This window comes from Pseudomonas frederiksbergensis (genome assembly GCF_001874645.1).
Classification (GTDB): Bacteria; Pseudomonadota; Gammaproteobacteria; order Pseudomonadales; family Pseudomonadaceae; genus Aquipseudomonas; species Aquipseudomonas frederiksbergensis_B.
Window position 1 is genome coordinate 3613171 of the sequence record NZ_CP017886.1, and the last position, 16404, is coordinate 3629574.

Annotated in this window: 16 protein-coding genes; 8 read left to right on the forward strand and 8 right to left on the reverse strand. The window is 60.6% G+C overall.

Annotated elements, in window-relative coordinates:
* Nucleotides 1-36: 36 nt before the first annotated feature.
* The gene (locus BLL42_RS17345; RefSeq protein ID WP_071553174.1) at nucleotides 37-648 is read right to left on the reverse strand and encodes a DUF2796 domain-containing protein; all 612 of its coding nucleotides are present in this window, start codon (nucleotides 646-648) and stop codon (nucleotides 37-39) included.
* Nucleotides 649-781: 133 nt separating this feature from the next.
* Between BLL42_RS17345 and BLL42_RS17350 the strand changes: the two genes are divergently transcribed.
* Nucleotides 782-1135 carry a hypothetical protein gene (locus BLL42_RS17350; protein WP_071553175.1) on the forward strand — a complete coding sequence of 118 codons (354 nt, stop codon included), beginning with the start codon at nucleotides 782-784 and terminating at the stop codon, nucleotides 1133-1135.
* A 109-nt stretch (nucleotides 1136-1244) separates the two neighbouring features.
* On the opposite strand, the gene trxA is transcribed toward BLL42_RS17350, so the two are convergent.
* Both trxA and BLL42_RS17360 read right to left on the reverse strand, forming a co-directional pair.
* Nucleotides 1245-2117, reverse strand: coding sequence for a thioredoxin (trxA, locus tag BLL42_RS17355; protein ID WP_071553176.1), 873 nt, complete (start codon nucleotides 2115-2117; stop codon nucleotides 1245-1247).
* A gap of 100 nt (nucleotides 2118-2217) precedes the next feature.
* Complete coding sequence (locus BLL42_RS17360) at nucleotides 2218-2697, reverse strand: Lrp/AsnC family transcriptional regulator (protein WP_007894448.1); 480 nt, start codon at nucleotides 2695-2697, stop codon at nucleotides 2218-2220.
* Between the two features lie 436 nt (nucleotides 2698-3133).
* Here BLL42_RS17360 and BLL42_RS17370 point away from each other — a divergent pair, with 436 nt between their 5' ends.
* Complete coding sequence (locus tag BLL42_RS17370) at nucleotides 3134-4228, forward strand: DUF6515 family protein (RefSeq protein WP_071553178.1); 1095 nt, start codon at nucleotides 3134-3136, stop codon at nucleotides 4226-4228.
* On the opposite strand, the gene BLL42_RS17375 is transcribed toward BLL42_RS17370, so the two are convergent.
* Together BLL42_RS17375 and pmcY are read right to left on the reverse strand one after the other, a co-directional pair.
* Nucleotides 4222-5118 (reverse strand): cation diffusion facilitator family transporter, encoded by an 897-nt coding sequence (locus tag BLL42_RS17375; RefSeq protein ID WP_071553179.1) that lies wholly within the window; start codon nucleotides 5116-5118, stop codon nucleotides 4222-4224. The genes BLL42_RS17370 and BLL42_RS17375 overlap by 7 nt on opposite strands.
* Nucleotides 5119-5134: 16 nt before the next feature.
* Nucleotides 5135-5554, reverse strand: a complete 420-nt coding sequence (gene pmcY / locus BLL42_RS17380; RefSeq protein WP_071553180.1) for a periplasmic Zn2+ metallochaperone PmcY — start codon at nucleotides 5552-5554, stop codon at nucleotides 5135-5137.
* Between the two features lie 109 nt (nucleotides 5555-5663).
* Here pmcY and hrpB point away from each other — a divergent pair, with 109 nt between their 5' ends.
* Nucleotides 5664-8198, forward strand: a complete 2535-nt coding sequence (hrpB, locus tag BLL42_RS17385; protein WP_071553181.1) for an ATP-dependent helicase HrpB — start codon at nucleotides 5664-5666, stop codon at nucleotides 8196-8198.
* A gap of 91 nt (nucleotides 8199-8289) precedes the next feature.
* Here the strand turns inward: hrpB and BLL42_RS17390 are convergent, their stop codons facing one another.
* Both BLL42_RS17390 and BLL42_RS17395 read right to left on the reverse strand, forming a co-directional pair.
* Nucleotides 8290-9369 (reverse strand): endonuclease/exonuclease/phosphatase family protein, encoded by a 1080-nt coding sequence (locus BLL42_RS17390; RefSeq protein WP_071553182.1) that lies wholly within the window; start codon nucleotides 9367-9369, stop codon nucleotides 8290-8292.
* A 73-nt stretch (nucleotides 9370-9442) separates the two neighbouring features.
* Entirely contained in the window at nucleotides 9443-10117 is a 675-nt protein-coding gene (locus BLL42_RS17395; RefSeq protein WP_071553183.1) for a YciC family protein, read from the reverse strand.
* A 177-nt stretch (nucleotides 10118-10294) separates the two neighbouring features.
* On the opposite strand from BLL42_RS17395, the gene BLL42_RS17400 reads away from it, so the two are divergent.
* The 5 genes from BLL42_RS17400 (at nucleotide 10295) to rhlE1 (ending at nucleotide 14870) form a co-directional block, all read left to right on the forward strand.
* On the forward strand, nucleotides 10295-11089 hold the full coding sequence (locus tag BLL42_RS17400) for a DUF2076 domain-containing protein (protein ID WP_071553184.1): 795 nt from the start codon (nucleotides 10295-10297) through the stop codon (nucleotides 11087-11089).
* A gap of 137 nt (nucleotides 11090-11226) precedes the next feature.
* Nucleotides 11227-11706 carry a LabA-like NYN domain-containing protein gene (locus BLL42_RS17405; protein ID WP_071553185.1) on the forward strand — a complete coding sequence of 160 codons (480 nt, stop codon included), beginning with the start codon at nucleotides 11227-11229 and terminating at the stop codon, nucleotides 11704-11706.
* A gap of 22 nt (nucleotides 11707-11728) precedes the next feature.
* The gene (locus tag BLL42_RS17410) at nucleotides 11729-12340 is read left to right on the forward strand and encodes a 3'-5' exonuclease (RefSeq protein ID WP_071553186.1); all 612 of its coding nucleotides are present in this window, start codon (nucleotides 11729-11731) and stop codon (nucleotides 12338-12340) included.
* Nucleotides 12341-12556: 216 nt separating this feature from the next.
* Complete coding sequence (gene yedA / locus BLL42_RS17415; RefSeq protein ID WP_071553187.1) at nucleotides 12557-13483, forward strand: drug/metabolite exporter YedA; 927 nt, start codon at nucleotides 12557-12559, stop codon at nucleotides 13481-13483.
* Between the two features lie 52 nt (nucleotides 13484-13535).
* Complete coding sequence (gene rhlE1 / locus BLL42_RS17420) at nucleotides 13536-14870, forward strand: RNA helicase RhlE1 (protein ID WP_071553188.1); 1335 nt, start codon at nucleotides 13536-13538, stop codon at nucleotides 14868-14870.
* Nucleotides 14871-14911: 41 nt separating this feature from the next.
* Here rhlE1 and BLL42_RS17425 read toward each other — a convergent pair whose 3' ends face one another.
* Entirely contained in the window at nucleotides 14912-16153 is a 1242-nt protein-coding gene (locus BLL42_RS17425) for a TIGR03862 family flavoprotein (RefSeq protein ID WP_174553334.1), read from the reverse strand.
* Between the last annotated feature and the right edge of the window lie 251 nt (nucleotides 16154-16404).

The following is a 16404-nucleotide window of genomic DNA, read 5'->3' on the forward strand; positions in this document are numbered from 1 at the left end:
CGCAGCCTTCGGCAGCTCCTACGGGATCGGGGTGGATCAGAAATTCAGTGCCGCAGCCTTCGAGGTGACTTCAACCCCTTGCTGGCCGCTTGGGCTGATCAGTTGTACCTGAATTTTCTGCGTCGCAGGGAAGGTCTTGAATACTTGCGACAGGTCCAGGGTCTTCAGCGCGCCAGGGGCGGCGCAGGTGAATTGGTAGTGCGCGTGGATTTCGCTGTGATCGTGGTGATGCTCTTCGGCGGCTGAGCCTTTACCGTCGGTCGCATGGTCGTCATCGTCGTCGTGATCATCGGTGTCTGGTTTGTCACCGAACAGCGGGCTGTTCAGTTCTTGCTGACTGACGACGCAGTTGGCCGCTTTTGGCAGGCTGAACAGCACCAGCGGTTTCTCCAACTGTGCACGAGCGGCGGCAACTTTAGCCTTGTCTGCATCGCTGCTGGCAACGTGTTCAAAGCCCACCAGGTTCATCGCCGGGCTTTCGAGCTCCAGTTCCAGCGTCTGACCGTCCAGCGCCGCGTTCAAACGTCCGACGCCGTGTTCGTGGGCGCCCAGGCTGCCGTGTTCATGCTCGTGATCATGAACTTCAGCGGCCTGAGCGATAGCCAGCGGCAACAGGGCAAACGGCAAAGCGAGTAGCAGACGGCGCATGGAATGTCTCCGGGAAGGAAGATGAAAACTTTGTTATGTAATCTTATAACAAGAGTGGCGAGAGTTTGACTGTCCGCTTGGCGTTGCGCAAGACGCGTGGGAGCATGTTCGTCATAAACCTGAGGAAACCCCAATGTTGCGCATTCGTGGAAGCATCGGCGATTGGCCGGTGGATTTGACCCTGGAATTGGACGATGGGGATTGGGCGCGGCTTGGCGCGCAGTTGCAGGTAAGCACGCCAGAAAAAACTGCGCCGGTGGCTGATCCGGTGGTCAAACCGGTCAATCAGGATGAGGTGCTGTGGCAGCTCGCCAAGGATCTGCTGCGCCAGTCCGGGCAACTGACGGGACCGGATCTGCTGGAGCGGCTGGAGGGTTTGACCGGCAACACCGTCGCCGGCAAACGCTTGCTGGTGCGCTTGCGCCATAGCGCCGAGGTCAAGGTAGTGAGCGGCGGGGATACGCCGCTCTACCGCTGGATCGAATAGGCGCAAACATCAAAATCAAAAGATCGCAGGCTGCGCCAGCTCAACGGCTCGGCGTACTCCCAAGGAGCTGCCGAAGGTTCGGGCCGCGTTCGGACGATCTTTTGATCTTTCAATACAACGCAGCAAACAACTTGCGGCGATAAACGGTCACCAGCGTGTGATCGTTGCCCAGCAGTTCGAACACTTGCAGCAAGGTCTTGTGCGGCAACCCTTCGCTGTAATTGCGATTGCGGATGAACAGCTTGAGCAGCGAGTCCAGCGCTGGCTCGTACTGTTGGCGGGCCAGTTGCTGGATCGCCAGTTGGTAGACGGCTTCATCATCCTGCGGGTTTTGCGCCAGACGGGATTTCAGGTCAGCGACATCCGGCAAGTCAGCGGCCTGACCGAGAAACTTGATCTGCGCCTTGGCACCCGCCAGTGCGGCTTTGTGTTCATCGCTTTTCACCGCATCGAGCACGACCTGGGCCTCGCCCAACTCGCCGCGTTCGGTCAGGCAGCGCGCGTAGAGAATCAACGCGCGGGCGTTGGTGTTGTCCTCACCCAGCAGCACTTTCAGCGTGGCCTCGGCATCAGCGAAACGGCCTTCGTCGAACAGCGCCTGAGCCTGTTCGAACGGGTCGGCAGCGGCCGGCGGTGGCATTTGTACGTGCGGTTCAAGCAGTGCGCGGACGGCGGATTCGGGCTGCGCGCCGGCAAAACCGTCCACCGGCTGACCGTCCTTGAACAGCACCACCGTCGGCAGGCTGCGAATGCCGAAACGCGAAACGATATCGGGCTCGACGTCGCAGTTGACCTTGGCCAGCAGCAACTCGCCCTGATAGCTCTCGGCGATGGTTTGCAGCATTGGCATCAGCGCCTTGCACGGCGCGCACCATTCAGCCCAGAAATCCACCAGCACCGGCTTGTGGAACGAGTTCTCGATCACCGACTGGTCGAAATCGGCAGTAGTGGCGTCGAAGATATACGGCGTGTCCTGACTCATTGGGCATCTCTTGGAAGCGTGAATGGGGCAACTATAAGGCTTGGCGCAAAAGATCGCAGCCTTCGGCAGCTCCTTGCCAAGTGAGAGCGGCAGCGATCCGTCAGCTGCGCAGATGGGTCAACGGCAACTCGGTGCTGTTGAGTACCTGGTTCAGCACAAAGCTTGAGCGAACGCTGGTCACACCTTCGATGCGGGTCAGATGGCCGAGCAGCAGTTTTTGGTAATGGTCCATGTCCGGCACCACCACCTTGAGTTGATAGTCGGCGTCCATCCCGGTCACCAGGCTGCATTCGAGCACTTGCGGCAAGGTGCGGATGGCGGCTTCGAAGTTTTCGAAGCGCTCGGGTGTGTGCCGGTCCATACCGATCAACACATAAGCGGTCAGGCTCAGGCCGAGCATCTTGCGGTCGAGCAGGGCCACCTGGCGGGTGATGTAGCCGTCGTCTTCAAGCTGTTTGACCCGCCGCGAACACGGCGATGGCGACAGGCCGATGCGCTCGGCGAGCTCCTGATTGGAGATGCGCGCGTCGCGCTGCAATTCCGCCAAAATGCTCAAGTCGTATCGGTCGAGTTTGCTCATGAATCAGGCCTTTATCATAACTATTGCGGTGGATTATCTATCCAGGGTGAAAAATTGCGCAAGTCATGTTTATTTGAGCAATCTTCGCAATCCTCTGTCGCCGCCCCAAGCCTATTCTTATCACCAGAATCACTGCCCGGACAAACAGTCCACAGCGGCCCGCCGAATCAGGCCCGCCGCGGCCACCACTCCCACAGGAGCTGAGTTGGCCCCCGGGCTACACACCGTCCAGAAGACGGAGTGAGGTGAGCCGACGTCAAAAGCGTCGAGCACGGACGAAGTTCTCAAAGGGAGGCCGACGGGTCTCCTTTTTTTATTGCCTGCGAAACGCTTTTTTTGGCCTGCAAAATAAGTTTCGTGACTGATAACCTGTTGCTGAACCGGCCTGTGCTTTTCCAGTCTTATGTACAGGTCATGACCCGCAGTGAGGAATAGCATGAAGTCGCGCATCTGGCGTATGGCAGGTGTTGGAGTGTTGTGTGTGAGTGTCAGCGCGCCATTGCTGGCAGAAGGTCAGGGAGGAGAGGAGCTCCTTCATAGAGAGCAACAGCAACAGCAACACAAAAATGATGGTGGTCAGCACGAGCGTGGCGGCGAAGGTCATCAGGGGAACAATCAACCGCGCCCCGAAAACAATCCGCCTCGCGTGGAAAGCAACCAGCAGCACCCGCAAAACAATCAACCTCGCGTCGAGTACAACCCGCCACGTCCCCAAAACAATCAGCCACGTCCGCAGAATGAAGTCATTCACGGCGACAACAGTCGGCAGTTTGAACACAACGGGCAGAATCAGGGCCGACCTGCGCCGGCGAACAACCTGCCGATCCAGGGGCGCCCGGACACTGTTCGCCAAACCCAGGAGCCACAGCGTGGCTACTATCAGGACGTTCCACGACGCAACGATAACAACCCGCATTGGCAGGGCGGTGGTCATGATGACCATCGGGATGACCGTCGCTGGCCAGGACGTCCGGAAGGACATGGCAATGGCTGGGGCGATGGTCCGCGATATCGGCCGGGTTATATGATCGACCGCTTCCCTGAACGCCACGACCGTGTGCCCTACCGTGGGCAGGATTATTTCTACTCCGATGGCTATTGGTATCGCCCACAGGGGCCGCGTTATGTGGTGGTTCAACCGCCTCGCGGGATCCGTGTGAGGTATCTGCCTGAGTACGCTCAGGAGGTCTGGATCGGTGGCGCGCTGATGTTTCTGGCGGCAGGTGCGTACTACACCTATGAGGAGAACACTCAGGATTACGTCGTGATTGAGCCTCCGGTAGGCAACCCGCAGCCGCAGCCGCAACCACAACCGACCAGCAGTGGTTATGACGTGACGGCGTACCCGGCCAACGGTCAGTCGCCCGAGCAGGTCGCTCAGGATGGTTACGATTGCTATCGCTGGGCGGTCCAGCAGAGCGGCTTTGATCCACGAACCGTGACCTATCAGCCGGCACCCCAAGTGGTACAGACTTACCGCCAGGCCGAGGGCAACTGCCTGAGCTCACGCGGTTATCAGGTCAGTTACTGATCCCGGGCAGCCTTCACCACTTCCTGCGGGTCGGCGTGCACCAGCACTTCGGCCCGCGGGTAAGCAGTGTGAATGGCATCCGCCGCTTGATCGCTGATGCCGTGCGCGACTGACAGCGTCAGCTCTCCCGGCAACTCCAGATGCAACTGCACGAACCAGTGGCTGCCGGAGATCCGCGTGCGCAAGTCGTGGGCGCCGAGTACACCGGGCACGCCGCACGCGAGTTCAAGCATGTGCTGGCTGACGTCTGGCGGCAGTTCTTCATCCATCAACACCGCAAAGCTTTCCCGGGCGATTTGTATCGCACTCCACAGAATGTAGGCGGCGATCCCCAAGCCGAACCAGGCATCGACTTGATGCCAGCCAAAACCGGCCAGTACCAACGCCACCAGAATGCTGCCGTTGAGCATCATGTCGGAACGGTAATGCAGCGAGTCGGCGCGCACCGCGTTGGAGCCGGTTTCACGGATTACCCGGTGTTGCAGCATCAGCAGCGCCAGGGTCAGGGCGAGGGAAAAAATAATCACGCCGATGCTGATCCACGGCGCGCCTACCGGTTCCGGGTGTTTCAGGCGCTCGAATGCCTGATACGCGATCAATACCGCGCTGCCTCCGATGAACAGTGCCTGGGCCATGCCCGACAAGGATTCCGCCTTGCCGTGCCCGTAGCGGTGATCGTCATCGGCCGGGCGCAACGCGTAATGCACCGCCAACAGATTGAGCAGCGATGTCACGCCGTCGAGTGCCGAGTCCGTCAGCCCGGCAAGCATGCTCACCGATCCGCTCAGCCACCAGGCAATGGCCTTGGCGACAATGAGTATGCTCGCCACCGCCACGGAGGCGCGGGTGGCGAGGCGTAACAGGCGAGCGTGTTCCGGGCTGCTGGTCATAGGTGGAGCGTTTCCTTCAAGCGGCGGGTTGCAGGCCGAGCATGGCCAGTTGCTGAACGCTGCCCTTGTGCTGGATCAGGCGCGGGTCATCCAGCGGGACGCTGCGGCCCAGTTCGCTTTCGAGAATGGCCTGCAGCTTGTGGTTATCGACCTTGCCGTCGGCATCGATGGCTTGCCGGAGTTTCTCGGGTGCCACTTGTGCGGTTTTACCCGGTTCGAAATAAATCGCGCCGGTGGTGAAGTCTACGGCGAGTGCGATCAGCCCGGGAATGATATAGAACAGCAGGCCCACGGCATCGAGCGCGGCAATCGCCGGGTCGATCTTGCCGTCGATCTGGCCACGGCGATCCGGGTAGAAAATCGAACCGCAAGCGGTCACTTGGGTCAGCAGGGTCGCAACCAATACACCGCCAATCAGGCGAAATGGAGTACGCATGGTAAATCTCCTGAGCAAACATGAAACGAAACGTCGTCGGTCTGAATTAGGACCGTGATTAACCTCAAGCAGTTCGCCGTTATACTCGCGGCTCTGCTTTGGAGCCAGCATGATTTCTTTGCCAATTGATGAAGTTTTACCCGCGCTGCGTGAAGCCTTGGCGACACGCCACGAAGCCGTGCTCGAAGCACCACCCGGCGCCGGCAAAACCACCCGCGTGCCGTTGGCGATGTTGAATGAGCCATGGCTGGCCGGGCAAACCATTCTCATGCTTGAGCCGCGTCGGCTGGCAGCGCGGGCGGCGGCCGAACGGTTGGCCAGCGAGCTCGGCGAGAAAGTCGGTGAAACAGTCGGATACCGGATTCGTCTGGACAGTAAGGTTGGACCGAACACGCGCATCGAAGTGGTCACCGAAGGCATCCTCACTCGTCGCTTGCAGGAGGACCCGGCGCTGGATGGCGTAGGTCTGCTGATTTTTGACGAATACCACGAGCGTAGCCTCGATGCTGACCTCGCGCTGGCCCTGAGCCTGAATGGGCGTGAGTTGTTTCGTGATGAGCAGCCGCTGAAGATTCTGTTGATGTCGGCGACGCTTGAAGGCGAGCGCTTGGCCGGTCTGCTGAATGACGCGCCGATCCTGCGCAGCGAAGGTCGCATGTACCCGGTGACGATGCGTTGGGGGCGACCGTTTCAGCCGGGTGAATTCATCGAGCCGCGACTGCTGCAGACCATTCTCGACGCCTTGAATGATGAAGCGGGCAGCCTGTTGGTGTTCCTTCCCGGGCAGGCCGAAATCCGTCGTGTGCATCAGCAGTTGGCCGACGCCCTGGGCGAGCGCTCTGAGGTGCTGCTCTGCCCGTTGCATGGCGAGCTCGATCTGGCGGCGCAACGCGCGGCTATTGACCCGGCGCCACCCGGCCAACGCAAAGTGGTGCTGGCCACTAACATCGCCGAGACCAGTTTGACCATCAATGGCGTGCGGGTGGTCATCGATGCCGGGCTGGCGCGAGTGCCGCGTTTTGACCCCGGCAGCGGCATGACCCGTCTCGACACCCAGCGCATCTCCCGCGCCAGCGCCACCCAGCGTGCCGGCCGCGCAGGACGGTTGGAACCGGGTGTGTGTTATCGGCTGTGGTCGCAGGATCAGCACGAACAACTGGCGGCCTATGCCAGCCCGGAAATTCTCTCGGCAGACCTTGCCGGGCTGGCCTTGCAGCTCGGGCGTTGGGGTGTTCTGCCTGGGCAGTTGGTCTGGCTCGATGTACCCCCGGCGGCGGCTTATGCACAGGCGCAGGACTTGCTCGAACGCCTTGGTGCTGTGCAGGGTTCGTCCGCTGAAGACTGGAAACTCACTCGTCACGGCCAGGCCATGGCCGAGCTGCCGGCCCATCCGCGTATCGCGCATTTGTTACTGCGTGGCCAGGCGTTGGGGCTGGCGAATATGGCCTGCGATGTCGCCGCGTTGCTCGGTGAACGGGATATTTTGCGCGGCGCCGGTGCGGACTTGCACAGTCGTCTGGTGCTGTTGTCCGGCGAAGAACGGGCGGCGCGGGGTGCTCAAGGTGGCGTGCAGCGGGCGCGGCAATTGGCCCGGCAATACCGCGGTTATCTGCGTGGCAAAGCCGAAGAACCGGTCAACGATCCGGAGCATCCGCGCTGGCTCGGCGCGTTGCTGGCGCTGGCCTATCCTGATCGGGTTGCCCAGCAGCGCCGCGCCGGTGGTGCGGAGTATCGTCTGGCCAACGGTCGTGCGGCGTTGTTCGCCGAGGCCGACAGCCTGATGAAACAACCCTGGCTGGTGATCGCCGATCTGGGCAGTCGTCAGGGGCAACGCGAAGAACGGATTTATCTGGCGGCGGATTTTGATCCGGCGCTGTTCGATTCGGTGTTGGCGGAGCAGGTGCGCTGCGTCGACCAGCTCGATTGGGACGAACGCGAAGGCGTGCTGCGGGCCGAGCGACAGCGCAAGGTAGGCGAACTGGTGCTCAGCCGCGAGCCGCTGACCGGCCTCGATGAAACCGCGCGCAGCCAGGCGTTGGTCAATCTGGTGCGCCGCAAAGGGCTGGAGCTGTTGCCGTGGACGCCGGAGCTGCGTCAGTGGCAGGCGCGAGTGGCATTGCTGCGCCAGCTGGATCTGAGCAAGCAGGACGAGAGTGAGTGGCCGGACGTCAGCGACGCGGCGTTGCTGGCCAGCCTGGAACATTGGTTGATGCCGTATTTGGGTCGGGTTTCGCGGCTCAGCCATTTCGCCAGTCTGGACGTGTCGAGCTTTGTGCATAACCTGCTGCGGTGGCCATTGCCGCAACGCCTCGATGAGCAAGCCCCCCATCATCTGAGCGTGCCTTCCGGTTCGTCGATTCGTCTCGATTACAGCGAACAGCCGCCGATTCTCGCGGTGCGTTTGCAGGAGTTGTTCGGCTTGGCCGAAACCCCGCGCATTGCCGGCGGCCGGCAGGTGGTCAAACTGCATTTGTTATCACCGGCACGCCGACCGGTGCAGGTCACCCAGGATCTGGCGAACTTCTGGCGCAGTACGTATGCCGAGGTGAAGAAGGACCTCAAGGGACGCTACCCGAAACATTACTGGCCGGATGACCCATTGGTGGCCGAGGCCACAGCGCGGGCCAAACCGCGTAAAAGCTGAAGATCAAAAGATCGCAGGCTGCGGCAGCTCCTTGGGATCACGAACATTCGGAGCTGCCGAAGGCTGCGATCTTTTTCCAAACACCGCAGATCTACGGGGCGGGCGGGAGCAGAAACCGCGCAATCACCGGCAAGTGATCGGAGATGCGCAACGTGTCGTCCTGTCGCACCGCGGCTTCCAGCCGTTTGATCCGCGGGCTGTAGAACAAATAGTCGACGGTGCGATCCGGGCCGTTGAGGCCGGGGTCGTTAGGGTAGTGGGTCAACCACTGGTCCCGATCGACACCGCTGGCCTCGTTGTTGGTTGGGATCATCGGGTACTTGTCCCATAGCACATGCAGCGCGCTGTCGGCGGAGTAGGGTCTGCGTTGCTCGGGTGCGAGGCGTTGATACTGGCCCAGCGGCAATAGATTGAAGTCGCCACCGATCAGCCATGGCGTGCCGTGACCTTCGTACTTGTCGAGTACCTTGGCGACTGCCGCCACTTTGGTTTGCTGCGTCTCATCAGGCTGGATCGCCCGATCGAGATGAGTGTTGAGCACCGCCATTTGCCCGCCATCGCGCAGCGGCAAGTAACTCACCAGCAGGGCATTTTTGGGTTGAAACTGCTGGCTGACGAAGTTGAGCGGTGCCTCGGGCAGTTGCAGGCGTTCGGCATGTTCGATCTGGTAGCGGCTCAAGGTCGCCAATTGCCGGCCAACGCTGCCGAAAATGTGCGGCTCTGGAATGAAGTCGGCCTTCCAGTCGAAGGCGTGAGTGCTGCAAGGGTAGAGGTCGGCCAGGCGTTCCTGCAGCAGCTTGAGCTGGTTTTGGTAGTCGCTGGCCTTGGCGCCGTCATCCAGTTCCTGCAGCAGGACCAGGTCTGGCTGCTCATCGCGGATCACCCGTGCCACTTCGTCGAGACTGAAGGCCATGTCATCCGGGGTCGGACTTTCGTCGGGGCCTTGGGCCTGGTCATTCCAGAACACATAGCGTTTACCCGCCAGGTACTGGACGTTCCAGGTCATCACCTTTAGCGCCTGCCCCGGCACCAGCGTGGGGGCGCTGGTGCCGCAACTGACGGGTAGCGTTTCCTTGGCATCGGGGCGCCAGGTCAGGCTGTAGAGCATTGAAAGCAGCAAGCCGATGAGAATCAGCAGGCCCAGCAGGGTGTAGCGCAGTAGACGGGTCATGGCTCGGCTTATGGCGTTACAAAGTTGAGCCCGAGCATAACCGAGGCGGGCCCGGACCCCAAGGGTAGAGCGGTCAGGCGCTTCCTTCGGTTTTGTCAGGTGCGTCGCTGATCAACATGAACAGCCGAAACAGCACCACGCTGGTGAACAGTTGCAGAAAGCTGTGGGCACTTTCGATGATCAGCGACAGCGCCGGGTTCTGCGGCTCCGGATAGATGGCCATGCTCGCGCCTTTCAGCATCCACAGCGGGCCCATCACGCAGAGAATGCACAGCAGGATGCGCAGGAAATTGCCACGGGCCAGACGCATGCTTTCCCTGATGGCCTGTAGCGGCTGCATATTGCGCAGCACCAGCAGGTACTCGGCAAAGGCGAGCATCACCATCAGCCATATGCCCGGCAGGAAATACAGCGACAACCCCACCAGAATCAGCAGGGTGTTGACCGCCGTCAGCAGAGCGAAGCGCGGCCACAGGCTGACTGACGCCGACAACAGGTCCAGGGTGCGCGGCGATTCGCCACGGCTGCGGGCATCGAGAAACAGGATCAGCGCGGCGGTGTACAGCGGATACACCAGCAACCCGACAATCACGCTATAGCCGGGAAAGGCATCTGGCCCCTGAGAATGGTCGACCAGTTGCTGAAGCAGGGCTTCGAGCACCACCAAAGGCAGACATAGCGGCACGATGCGGCCCAGGTTGCGCTGGAAAAAGTACAAAGAGTCGCGGAGTACGTCTAACGGATTCATCGGTCGCTATCGCAGGTTGCAAAGTATGTCGACACTGTAACCGATGCGACCGGCAGTCGAGCAAACGTAAACGTTCGGTAAAGGCCATTGAAACAACCAGTAACACCCCCATAACTAGTGAGCACCTTCTCCATAAGGGAAAAGGGCCATGATTTTCCGGCAATCTATGAGGTCGCCATGAACAGCGAAGAACAAACCCTGATCGATGGACTGTTTTCCCGGCTGCAACAGGCCGAGACGGATTCAGCCCCGCGCGATGCTCTGGCCGAGGCGAGGATCAAGGAACACCTGAGCCGCCAGCCAGCAGCGGGCTATTTCATGACTCAGGCGATTCTGGTGCAAGAGGCGGCGATCAAGAGCCTCGACGAGCAAAACAAACAGCTCACCCAGCAAATTCAGCAACTGCAAGCCGAACTGCAACAAGCCAAGGCCCAGGGCGCGGCACCGGCGCCGAGCAACAGCGGCGGTGGTTTCCTGTCGAGCATCTTCGGCGGCGGCTCCCGTGATCCACAGCCTGCACCGGCCCAGAGCGCGCCAGCGTCGAGCGGCGGCTGGCGTGAACCGGCGCGACCTTCTGCGCCACCGCCACAAAACTATGGCGCGCCACAGCAGGGCTTTGGTGCCCCGCAACAAAACTTTGGTGCACCCCAACAGAACTACGCCGCCCCGCAGCAGGCGCCGGCAGCCGGCAGCAGTTTCCTCGGTGGTGCCTTGAAAACCGCAGCGGGCGTGGCGGGTGGCGTGATGCTGGCACAGGGCATCAGCAGCCTGTTCCACAGCAATCAGCAGCCGCAGGAAATCGTTGAAGTCATCAAGGAAGAGCCGGCTCAAGTGAATGACAACAGCGGCTGGGGCAATGACGACCAGCGTCTGGCCAACAACGATTCCTGGAGCAATAACGACCAGGGCGGCCTCAGCGACAGCGACGACAGCTCATTCTTCGGCGGTGATGACGACGACTCCTTCGTCTGATACGCCATTCGTCCGGGGCCTGGTAGCGCCCCGGACTGATTATTCGCGGAAAAATCCTTCTGACTGGCATACTGGGCGACTTTCGGACCTTGGGTCTGATCAATCGCCTGCGCTTGTGTGCGCCATGAGGATGTGCGGTGAAGAAGATCGCAGTGTTCGCCGATGTCCAAAATCTCTATTACACCGTGCGCCAGGCCTACGGTTGTCATTTCAACTACGCCGCCCTGTGGGCTGACATCAGTCAGCGCGGGCAGATCGTCGAGGCCTATGCCTACGCCATCGATCGCGGCGACAGCAAGCAGCAGCAATTCCAGCAGATCCTGCGCAACCTGGGCTTCATCGTGAAGCTCAAGCCCTACATCCAGCGCAGCGACGGCTCGGCCAAGGGCGACTGGGACGTGGGCATCACCCTCGACATCATGGACGCCGCCGATCACGTCGACGAAGTGGTGCTGGCCTCGGGTGACGGTGATTTCGACATGTTGCTGGAGCGGATCATCGCCAAGCACGGTGTCGAAGCGGTCGCCTATGGCGTGCCGGGGCTCACCGCCAACTCGCTGATTCGCGCTGCCAGCCGTTACGTGCCGATCGAAGGCGCATTGCTGCTTAAAAACTGATTATTGAACGCAAGGAACAGGTTTGGAACGCATAGCCGTCATCGACTTTGAAACCACCGGGATATCCCCGAGCAGCAGCTGCCGGGCCACGGAAATTGCCGTGGTGATACTTGAACAGGGGCGCATTGTCGACCGTTACCAAAGCCTGATGAACGCCGGCGTGCGAGTGCCGGCCTTCATCGAACAACTGACGGGCATCAGTAACGCCATGCTGCGTACCGCGCCGACCGCCGAGCAGGTGATGAATGAGGTCAACGAATTCGTTGGTATCACGCCTCTGCTGGCCCACAACGCAGCCTTCGACCAGAAGTTCTGGGATTACGAGATGGGACGGATCAAACGCACACGCTTGCAGAACTTTGCCTGTTCGCTGTTACTCGCCCGCCGCCTGATGCCGGCCGCGCCGAACCACAAACTCGGCACCCTCACCACCTTCGCCCAATTGCCCCACACCGGTCAGGCTCACCGGGCCATGGCCGATGCCGAAATGGCGGCGAATCTTACCGCGCACCTGGAGCAGGAACTGCTGCAAAAACACGGCTTGCGCGAGTTGTCCCACGATCTGCTGTGCAGCTTGCAGAAGGTGCCAGCGGCGAAGATCAACGAACACCTCAAGCGCCATCGCGGTTTTTGAAATCAAAAGATCGCAGCCTGCGGCAGCTCCTACGCCAAACGCATTCCCATGTAGGAGCTGCCGCAGGCTGCGATCTTTTAACGTCACCAACTGGCCCAACTGCTGACGCAGTGGTGCTTTGAAAAGTGTACCGGCCTTATAAACAGGATTTGTAACTTAAGTTCCGTCTGTCGGCTTTCTAAAATAACGCTCATCTGTCCTGCCTTAGAGCGTCCCATGCCAGGTCTACGCCGTTTCCCATTACCGCTGGTGGGTGCCTTTTTTGCGCTGTACGTGATCTGGGGATCGACCTACCTGGTGATTCGCATCGGTGTGCAGTACTGGCCGCCACTGATGCTTGGTGGCATTCGTTTTATTGTCGGCGGGACGCTGATGTACGCCTTCCTGCGCTGGCGCGGGGTGCCAGCGCCGACCTGGCCGCAGTGGAAGGCTGCGGGGATAATCGGGATTTTGTTGCTCAGTTTTGGCAACGGCGCGGTCAGCATGGCTGAGCACACGGGTGTGGCCTCTGGCGTTGCGGCATTGGCGGTGGCGACGGTGCCGTTGTTTACCTTGCTCTGCGGGTATTTCTGGGGGGCGCGAAATACCCGTCTGGAATGGGCGGGGATTGTGCTGGGGCTGATCGGTATCGCCATGCTCAATCTGGGCTCCAATCTGCAATCGAGCCCTTTGGGAGCTGTATTGCTGATTGGTGCGGCAGCAGCCTGGGCGTTTGGTTCGGTTTGGAGCAAACATTTGCCACTGCCTCAGGGCGCGATGTCCAGTGCGGCGCAAATGCTTGTCGGCGGCGTGGTGCTGTTGATCGGCAGCGCGCTGACTGGCGAACACTTGGAAAGTCTGCCGCCGCTCGAGGGTTGGCTCGCGATGATGTACCTGGTGGTGTTCGGCTCGATCGTTGCCTTTAACGCCTACATGTACTTGCTGAAAAACGTCCGCCCGGCGGCGGCCACCAGTTATGCCTATGTCAACCCGGCAGTGGCGGTGTTGTTGGGGATCGTTTTTGCCGGTGAACGCATCGGTATCGCAGAGGCTTTGGCGATGGCGGTGATCATCAGTGCCGTGGTGTTGATCGGTCTGCCGCAGTGGCGCCGTGCTCCTGAGCGGCCTGGTGTCTTGGTGCCGACAGAATCCCGTGTGAATTAGGGTAAACTGCGCGCCATTGCACACTCGCGCTGATTTTTCCTACGGTATTCCCATGACTTTCGCCACTCTTGGCCTGATCGAACCCTTGCTGCGCGCCCTTGAGACGCTCGGTTACCAGACTCCGACCCCGGTGCAGACGCAAGCCATTCCGGCGGTGCTGGCCGGTCGTGACCTGATGGCTGCGGCCCAGACCGGCACCGGCAAGACCGCCGGCTTCGCCGTGCCGTTGCTGCAGTTGCTGGCCATGGAAGGACCGAAAGTCACCAGTAACTCGGTACGTGCGCTGATCCTGGTGCCCACCCGCGAGCTGGCCGAGCAGGTTCATGAAAGCGTGCGTCAGTACGCTGAAAACCTGCCGCTGAGCACTTACGCGGTGTACGGCGGCGTCAGCATCAACCCGCAAATGATGAAGCTGCGCAAAGGTGTCGACTTGCTGGTGGCCACACCCGGTCGTCTGCTGGATCTGTTTCGGCAGAACGCGCTGAAGTTCAACCAACTGCAAACCCTGGTGCTGGACGAAGCCGACCGCATGCTCGATCTGGGTTTCTCTGAAGAGCTGGCGAACATTTACAAGGCACTGCCGAAAAAGCGTCAGACGCTGCTGTTCTCCGCGACCTTCTCCGACGCGATTCGCGAGTTGGCCGGACAAATGCTCAATGATCCACTGAGCATCGAAGTCAGCCCGCGTAACGTGGCTGCCAACACCGTCAAGCAATGGGTGGTCACGGTCGACAAGAAACGCAAGGCCGAGTTGTTCATTCACTTGTTGCGCAAAAACCGCTGGAAACAGGTGCTGGTGTTTGCCAAGACCCGGAACGGCGTGGATGCGCTGGTGGAGAAGCTTCAGGGCCTGGGCGTGAATGCTGACGGTATCCACGGCGACAAACCACAAGCCACTCGCCAACGCGCACTGGACCGTTTCAAGGCCAGCGAAGTGCAGATTCTGGTGGCCACCGACGTTGCGGCCCGAGGTCTGGATATCGAAGACTTGCCACTGGTGGTGAACTTCGACCTGCCGATCGTTGCCGAGGACTACATCCACCGTATCGGTCGGACCGGCCGTGCGGGCGCGACTGGTGAGGCGATTTCGCTGGTGTGTGCCGATGAAGTGAATCAGCTGTCGGCCATCGAGATGCTGACGCGTCAGACCTTGACCCGCCATATGGAGCAGGACTTCGAGCCTGAACACCGCGTGCCGGACACCGATGCCAGCGGCCAAGTGGTCAAGAAACCGAAAAAGCCGAAGAAGCCAAAAGTCTCCGGTGGCGGCAAACGCAACCTCGGCAAGTGGGTGGAAAGCGGTGATGCTTCGGCGCCGGAGCCTTCGGTCAAACCTGTGCGCAAAGTGCCGGTGTTTAATACCGGGCCGCGTAAGCGTAAGCCTTAAGCTCCGACGATGATCGTTCCCATGCTCCCGCGTGGGAGCGATCAGTGTCGGTGGTTCAGCCACTCCACCATCCCCAACCCCGCCGTTCGCCCACTGGCGAAACACGCAGTCAGTAGATAGCCACCTGTCGGCGCTTCCCAATCGAGCATTTCCCCTGCGCAGAACACGCCGGGTAGCTGCTTGAGCATCAGGTTTTCAGTCATTGCCTCGAACGTCACGCCGCCGGCGCTGCTGATGGCTTCGTCCAATGGGCGGGTATTGACCAGCGTCAGGGGCAAGGCCTTGATTGCGCTGGCCAGTAACAACGGGTCAGCGAAGCATTCGGCGGGTGTCAGCTCGCGCAACAGTGCAGCTTTGACCCCGTCAAGGCCGAGTTGGCTGTGCAAGTGTTTGGCCACGGAGCGTGAGCCGCGGGGTTTGCTGAGCGCCACCTGGATTTTATCCACAGGCCTGCCGGGCAGCAGGTCGAGGTGAACCGTTGCCGAGCCGGTTTGATTGATGGCCTCGCGGATCGGTGCCGACAACGCGTAAATCAAACTGCCTTCGATGCCGGTGGCAGTGATCACGCATTCGCCGAGTCGCGGCACATCATCGTTGAGGCCAATGGCGATATTTTTCAGCGGGGCCCCGGCGAATTTGCTGACCATCAGCTCGCTCCAGGCCTTCACCTCGAAACCACAATTGCTCGGTTGCAGCGGCGCCAGGGCAACTCCGTATTGTGCAAGTGGCCGCATCCAGGCGCCATCCGAGCCCAATCGGGACCAGCTGCCGCCACCCAGCGCCAGTAACAGCGCATCGGCGCTGATTGCCTTCTCACCCTCGGGGCTATCGATACGCAGGCTGCCATCAGCGTTCCAGCCCAACCAGCGGTGGCGGGTGTGGATAACGACGCCGGCATCGCGCAGGCGTTTGAGCCAGGCGCGCAGTAGCGGGGCGGCCTTCATGTCGGTCGGAAACACGCGACCAGAGCTGCCGATAAAGGTCTCGATACCCAAGCCATGAATCCATTGGCACAAGGCTTCAGCGCCGAATTCGCGCAGCAACGGAGCTATGTGCGCGGCGCGTTCGGCATAGCGCGACAGAAACGCCGGGTAGGCTTCGGAATGGGTGATGTTCATGCCGCCGACACCGGCCAGCAGGAACTTGCGGCCCACCGAGGGCATGCCATCGTACAGATCGACCTTGACCCCGGCCTGGCTCAGCACCTCGGCGGCCATCAGGCCGGCGGGGCCGCCGCCGATGATGGCGACGTGATGAGGGAGGCTGGCGGGGGACTGGGTCATGGCGTGAGCTGCGGTTCGGCGGAATAGGGCGGGCATTCTATCAGGAGTGCAGCCTTTGGCAGCCCCGCGCCGGTCCGTAGGAGCTGGCGTAGCCTGCGATCGTTTGACGTTTCGTTGGTCGCGGGATCTCAAGATCAAAAGATCGCAGGCTACGCCAGCTCCTACGAGAAGTGCTTTTTTCTGGTTAAAAAATGCTCAATGGCTTGCAGGGTATACGCGCTATGGTCTGTAGGCCCTTTCACTCAGGTTAT